The organism is Microvirga sp. P5_D2 (assembly GCF_054049475.1).
The window spans coordinates 23,756-30,277 of record NZ_JBFUMH010000058.1 but is presented as its reverse complement, the minus strand read 5'-3'; the positions used below and the strand labels follow the sequence as shown (position 1 = coordinate 30,277).

The 6,522-nt window shown below is 65.9% G+C and carries 6 protein-coding genes; 1 reads left to right on the top strand and 5 read right to left on the bottom strand.

Annotated features, from left to right (window positions below; all coding sequences use genetic code 11):
• Positions 1-69: 69 nt before the first annotated feature.
• The 5 genes from ACXJKO_RS16050 to ACXJKO_RS16030 all read right to left on the bottom strand — a co-directional run bounded on the left by ACXJKO_RS16050 (position 70) and on the right by ACXJKO_RS16030 (position 4,541).
• Positions 70-462 (bottom strand): helix-turn-helix domain-containing protein, encoded by a 393-nt coding sequence (locus ACXJKO_RS16050; RefSeq protein WP_457092088.1) that lies wholly within the window; start codon positions 460-462, stop codon positions 70-72.
• Positions 463-541: 79 nt separating this feature from the next.
• Positions 542-1,564, bottom strand: coding sequence for an amino acid ABC transporter substrate-binding protein (locus tag ACXJKO_RS16045; RefSeq protein WP_457092087.1), 1,023 nt, complete (start codon positions 1,562-1,564; stop codon positions 542-544).
• A 122-nt stretch (positions 1,565-1,686) separates the two neighbouring features.
• Complete coding sequence (locus ACXJKO_RS16040) at positions 1,687-2,430, bottom strand: DUF1194 domain-containing protein (RefSeq protein ID WP_457092086.1); 744 nt, start codon at positions 2,428-2,430, stop codon at positions 1,687-1,689.
• Between the two features lie 256 nt (positions 2,431-2,686).
• On the bottom strand, positions 2,687-2,923 hold the full coding sequence (locus ACXJKO_RS16035; RefSeq protein WP_457092085.1) for a DUF6894 family protein: 237 nt from the start codon (positions 2,921-2,923) through the stop codon (positions 2,687-2,689).
• Positions 2,924-2,969: 46 nt separating this feature from the next.
• Positions 2,970-4,541, bottom strand: a complete 1,572-nt coding sequence (locus ACXJKO_RS16030; RefSeq protein ID WP_457092084.1) for a pyridoxal phosphate-dependent decarboxylase family protein — start codon at positions 4,539-4,541, stop codon at positions 2,970-2,972.
• A gap of 369 nt (positions 4,542-4,910) precedes the next feature.
• Between ACXJKO_RS16030 and ACXJKO_RS16025 the strand changes: the two genes are divergently transcribed.
• Positions 4,911-6,503, top strand: a complete 1,593-nt coding sequence (locus ACXJKO_RS16025; RefSeq protein WP_457092083.1) for a GMC family oxidoreductase — start codon at positions 4,911-4,913, stop codon at positions 6,501-6,503.
• Positions 6,504-6,522: the final 19 nt, after the last annotated feature.

Genomic DNA, 6,522 nt, shown 5'->3' with positions numbered 1-6,522 from the left:
TCCAAGAACACCAGCCGGTGCGGCTCTTGGCGCATGCGGACCTGACGGTGGTCTCTCCAAGTGCGGCGTTCATCCCGCACGTCGGCGCGTGCGCACTCCGCCGCCATCAGGTGTTTTTTTATAAGTGAAGCCGCACCGGCACAGGAAGCGCGAGAGCATCGCGGGAGCCGCAACGATCCCGTGCTSGTCGAGCAGCCGAGCGGCCAGTTCGGGCATGGTGATGGCGGGCTTGGCCTCGACAGTCTGGATCAGGAAGGTCTCATAAGGCACCAGCTTGCCGTGTCCCGGCGGRCGGCCCTGGCRGKCCGGCGCCGGCGAGCCGGTGTCCCGGGTTCGCCGCACCAGCCTGATGGCGAARCTSTCGCTGACGKCAAAGTGCCCTGCYGCCGCCCGGCAGGAATGGCCCGCCTCGACAAAGTCGGCGACGCGCACCCGAAGATCGAGAGAATAGCAGTGACCCATGATCCACCTCCCGTTCCAGCAAGTGAATCACAGATCGCACCAGGCCAAAACCCAGGAGTCTAATTTCCAGTCCGATGCTCTAGCGGACCGGAATGCCGTACTGGAGGCCGCCCTTGGTCCACAGGGCGTTCTGGCCACGCTTGATCTTGAGCGGGGAACCATCGCCGACATTGCGCTCGAAGCTCTCGCCGTAGTTGCCCACGTGCCTGATGATGCGCACGGCCCAGTCGTTGGGCAGGCCGATCGCTTCGCCGAACTTGCCCTCCGTGCCGAGCAGGCGCTTGATCTCCGGATTGGCAGAGGCCTTCATCTGGTCGACGTTGGCCTTCGTCACACCGAGTTCCTCGGCATCGAGCATGGCGTTGAAGGTCCAGCGCACGATGTCGGCCCACTGGTTGTCGCCGTGGCGCACCGCCGGGCCGAGCGGCTCCTTCGAGATGACGTCCGGCAGGATCACGTGATCGTCCGGGTTCGAGATGGTCAGCCGTGCGGCGTAGAGGCCCGAGATGTCGGTCGTCATCGCATCGCAGCGGCCGGCCTCATAGGCCTTCTTCGCCTCCGTCGCGTTCGCGAAGCTCACCGGCTGATACGTCAGGCCATTGGCGCGGAAGTAGTCAGCGAGGTTCAGCTCGGTCGTGGTGCCCTGGTCGGTGCACACCGACTTGCCGTTGAGCTCTTTGGCCGAGGCAAGTCCCAGCGTCTTGCGGACCATGAAGCCCTGGCCGTCGAAGTAGTTGATCGCCGGGAATTCGAGGCCGAGCTGGGTGTCGCGCGACATGGTCGCGGTCGAGTTGCGGGCGAGCACGTCGACCTGCCCGGACTGGAGGGCCGTGAAGCGGTCCTGGGCCGAGAGGGGAACGAACTGCACCTTGGTCGGGTCGTCGAAGATGGCGGCCGCGATGGCGCGGCACAGGTCCACGTCGAGACCAGACCAGTTGCCCTGCGCATCCGGTGCGCCGAAGCCGGGCGCGCCCCGGTTCGAGCCGCAGGTCAGGACACCCTTCTGCTTCACGCTGTTCAGTGTCGCCTGCGCCGACGCTCCCGTGGCGGCGATCCCCGCCATGACGACTCCGAGGGTCGCCGGTATCGAAATCCTCATCATGATCTTGCCTCCCTCTGCTCACTGGTTGCAGCCCGGCTCGGCTGTGCTGGGACCCCCCGGTTGCGGCATGTTGCCTGATCCTTCCTGCTGCCGTGCAGGCCCTAATGGGGGCTCCGGCGAATTCAGCAAACCGATCCTTCCTCCGAACACGGATCATGAAAGCACCTGGACCGCTCTTCCCCGGCAGGTTGCACCAGCACTCGCGTCTGCGGTCGATCCGCGATCTCGCGCACGATCTTCCGCTTGATGGCGTCAGCAAACTGGCCCGGTTCGCGAACCGGGATCATGAACGCCCCCAAGCCGCCAATGACGCAGTCGCGAAAGTACAGGTCCAGGTCCGCGGTTTCCCAAGTGCCGGCGGGCGGTTTCAGCATGATCGGCAGCCCGTTGATGGTGATGTTGCGAGTCAAGGCCTCATCGCGGGCCAGGGTCACCATCCGGCCTTGGTCGTTCACCCCGTCCCCGGAGATATCGATCGTCTGGTGCGCGGCACGAACCGCCCCCTCTTGAAGCTGCCGAACGCCGAAATCGATGACGGCCGAGATGGAGGTGAGCCTGCCGTGGTGCATGGAACTGCCAGCAAGTCGGGCCGCGAATTCGAGCCCGTCCGCGGGATGCTCGATCACGGTCCAGGGAATGACGATCCGCTGCTGTGAACTGCCGGCCCATTCGACGTACATGACGACAATGCGGCCTGCGGAGCCATTCCGGACAGCCTTGTGCACCTCGGGCGATCGGAATGCCTCGATGAAGCCTTGCCGTTGCAGCGTCAGCTCCTCGACGTCCATCGAGCCGGACACGTCAACGGCCAGCACCAGGGCGAGGTCGACACTTGTCTGGGCAAGCGCAGGGTTGAGGCAGGCCACCCCCAACAGAAGGGATGCTGGAAAGAGCAACCACTCGGAATTGGCTCGGGACATCGCAGTCTCCCTGGACTGGGCACGCGCAACGATGACGGCGGCAAAGGCGGGAAACTTAACCGGATGGCAACAGGCGTCACGCGTCGAGAGGGGCAGGTCTGTCGCTGATGGAAGGATACACCTTCCCCGCTAGGCGTGCCATTTGGCGGCTCCGCAAAGGCACTCTTCGGGATGACGCAGCCTTCTTCATCAGGTGCGGCGATCATGGGAACCCTGTCCCTGGTCCTGCCCTGGAGGGAGAGACAGTCTCTCCATCCTCGGTGACGACCTCGAAACAGTACTGCTCGAACAGACTGGGCAGGAACGGGTCCAGGATAAAGAGCCCGGTGCCGAGCCGTGCGAGATCCCGCGCGGCGGCATCATCGGGACATTCATGGCCGACACCATCCCGGGCGACGATTCGGGAGCCCAGTCTGAGATGGAAAAAGTAGCGGGGCACTATGCCCTCCTCATCCCGCAGGCATGGCCGCTGACGTGAGAGGGCCTCAGTCCCCGCCAGCGGGGTCGAGCCGATCGCATGCGTCCCGCAGGAGCTGCCACACGCGTGCAGCGTGTGCCTCACCGGTGCGGATGTTGCCGACGGCAAGGCGCAGGGTGAAGCGATCGTGCAGCCTCGTATGCGAGAGGAGCGCCTCGCCGGACGCATTGGCGGCGTGCATGATCTGCTCGTTCAGGCGGTCGAGGCGGGCGGCGCGCTCGTCGGCTGTCTCGCCGTCGCGCGGCCGGCAGGCGCGGAAGCAAACCAGGCTCAAGGGGACGGGCGCAAGCAGTTCCCAACCCGGCGTGGCCTCGACCCACGACGCGAACAGCCGTGCGAGGCGGCAGTGCTCGCGGATTCGTGCGGCAAGCCCGTCGCGGCCGAAGTAGCGCAGGACCATCCAGAACTTGAGGGCGCGGAAGCGGCGCCCGAGCTGGATGCCGTACTCGGAGTGGTTGCGGACGGCCTCGTGGCCCTGGTCGAGCGTGCGCAGGTACTCGGGCACGAGCGAGAAGGCGCGGTGCAGCAGATCCATCCGCCGCGTGTACAGGACGGACAGGTCGAAGGGCGTCATGAGCCACTTGTGCGGGTTGAGCACGAGCGAGTCCGCCCGCCCGCTACCATCAAGGATGTGGCGCAGTTCCGGAACGACCGCGGCCGAGCCTGCGTAAGCTGCATCGACATGCAGCCAGAGCCGTTCGCGCCCGCACAGCTCGGCGATGGCCGGCACAGGATCGATGCTCGACGTCGAGGTCGTCCCGACGGTGGCGACAACGCAGAAGGGCAGGTGGCCCGCAGCCCTGTCCTCCTCGACAGCACGTGCGAGCGCGGCGGCATCCATGCGGAACTCGGCATCCGTGGGGATCTTGCGCAAGGACCGCTGGCCGAGGCCGAGCGTGATGACGCATTTCTCAACCGATGAGTGGGCCTGCTCGGACGCATAGACGCGCAGCAGCGGCAGGTCCGCGCGCCCGCTCAGGCCGTCCTCGCGCACGCGCAGATCGAGGCCCTCGCGTGCGGCGGCGATGGCGTGGAGGGTCGAGACCGAGGCCGTGTCGTAGATGATCCCCGAGAAGGCCTCCGGCAGGCCGATCATCTGGCGCAGCCACGAGAGGGTGACCTCTTCGAGCTCCTGCGCGGCCGGGGCCGCGCGCCAGAGCAGCGCCTTCACATCAAAGGCGGCCGAGAGCATTTCCCCGAAAATGCCGGGGGCCGAGGTGGAGGTGGCGAAGTAGGCGAAGAATCCCGGGTGGCTCCAGTGCGTGAGTGCCGGCACGATGAGACGGTCGACGTCGGCGAGGATCGTCTCCATCGACTCGCCGGCTTCCGGCGCCGCGGCCGGGAGTTTCGCGATGAGCGCACCCGGCTCCACTTGGGCGAGGACGGGGAACTGTTCGACGCGCTCGAAGTAATTGGCGATATAGTCGACGACGGAACGGCCATAGTGCCGGAACCCTTCGGCGCTCATATCGCCGAGCGGCGGGGCGACCCCATCCGGACCTGCGACGTTCGAAGCTTCCGTTGTCGTCGCGCCCGGCAGCACACCCAGTGTTTGGTCCCAAAATTCGTCCTGAGGCATCGCCGGGCCTCCATCATGGCCGTACGGCGCGGGTGCCGGGCAGGCGGATGAACGTCAACAGGATAGCCGAAAAACGCTGCGGGCAAAAGCGGTGACCGGTCGTGGCAGTCCCTTCGGTCCGACGTCGAGGCAGGCCGGACCTGCCGACGGGACGAGCACCGAAGGCGGCCCTGACCTGGATCTGGCGACTGTCACCGGGGGAGCCCAATCCGGATCGGATGCGACGATGCCCGGTCGAGCGTCAATTGCCACAAGCACTTCTGCGCATGCATTTCTGCGCATGCCGGAGGAAAATGGAGGGTTCATCGCATCCTCCATTCTGTCTGCTGATGATCCGAGGTATCATGGATCGTGATCGGAGGGTGGGCGATGTACGACTACGTCATCGTCGGAGCCGGGTCCGCCGGATGCGTGCTGGCCCATCGCCTGGTGACAGGAGGAGCCTCGGTTCTCCTCTTGGAAGCCGGCGGTCCCGATGAGGATCCGCTGATCCGTATCCCTGCTCTTTCGGCGTCGCTTCAGGACACACCGCTCGACTGGGCCTATCGCACGGCTCCACAAGCCCATCTCAACGGCAGGCGGATCTACTGCCCGCGCGGAAGGGTGCTGGGTGGCTCCTCCAGCCTGAACTACCTGGTGTACGTCCGCGGGAACAAGGGCGACTTCGATGAGTGGGCCCAGCTTGGCAATGTCGGCTGGTCGTATGACGATGTCCTGCCCTATTTCCGGCGGTCCGAGAGCAACACCCGCCACCGGGACGGCCATCACGGAACGGACGGCCCGATCCAGGTCACCGACATCCCGGTTGAGCACCCGCTCACGAGCCTGTTCCTTCAGGCTGCCGCGGAAGCGGGTCTGCCCTACAATGAAGACTTCAACGGTGCCCGCCAGGAGGGCTATGGACGCTATCCGGTCACCCTGGGCGCAGATGGCCGCTGTAGTGCGGCAACAGCCTACCTCCGCCCCGTGCAAGGGCGCCGGAACCTGTCCGTCGTCACACACGCCCTCGTCACCCGGGTCCTCATCGAGCGGGAGCGCGCCACAGGGGTCAGCTATCTGACGCCGGAGGGCCTCCACACGGCCCATGCCGCGTGCGAAACGATCCTCTGTGGCGGTGCGATCAACTCCCCGCATCTGCTCATGCTGTCGGGGGTGGGGGCGGCGGATGAGCTTCGCGCGGTCGGCATCGAACCAAGGCACCACCTGCCCGGGGTCGGCAAGAATCTCCAGGACCACCTCAGCTCCAAGATCCGGGTTGGGATCAGTGAGCCGCTGACGCTCTTCGGCCTGTCCCAGGATGCCCGGGCGGCCGCGCAGCAGGCGTACCTCGAGAATGGGACAGGACCCTTCGCCACGAATTACTTCGAGGCGGGTGCGTTCTTTTCCAGCGACCCGTTCACGGAATACCCGGACACGCAGCTCATCTTCACGATCGGGTTCGGCAGCGAGATGCCGGACGGGTGTGCCACGGACCGCCACGGGTTCGTGCTGAGCGCCTACCCGACGCGGCCGGACAGCCGCGGCGAGGTGCGGGCAGTGACGTCCGACCCGCTGGACCGGCCGCTGATCGATCCGCGCTACCTGAGTGCTCCGCATGACCTGGACCTGGCCCTCGAGAGCTTCCGGATGATGAGGAGGATCGCCGGTGCCCCTGCGTTCTCCGGCATCGGGGCACGGGAGGTCCATCCAGGGGACGCGGTCGCTGACCGTGAAGGGCTCACTGCCTACATCCGCCGGACAGCCTCGACGTCGTTTCATCAATCCGGCACGTGCAGGATGGGCACGGACGAGATGGCCGTGGTGGACCCAGCGCTGCGGGTCCATGGTCTGGAGGCGCTTCGGGTCGTCGACGCCTCGGTGATGCCGACCCTTGTGAGCGGCAACACGAATGCTGCAACCATCATGATCGCCGAGAAGGCCGCGGACATGGTTCTTAACCGTGATGGCCGGCATCACCCCTGAGGATGTGCCCCGCCGATCG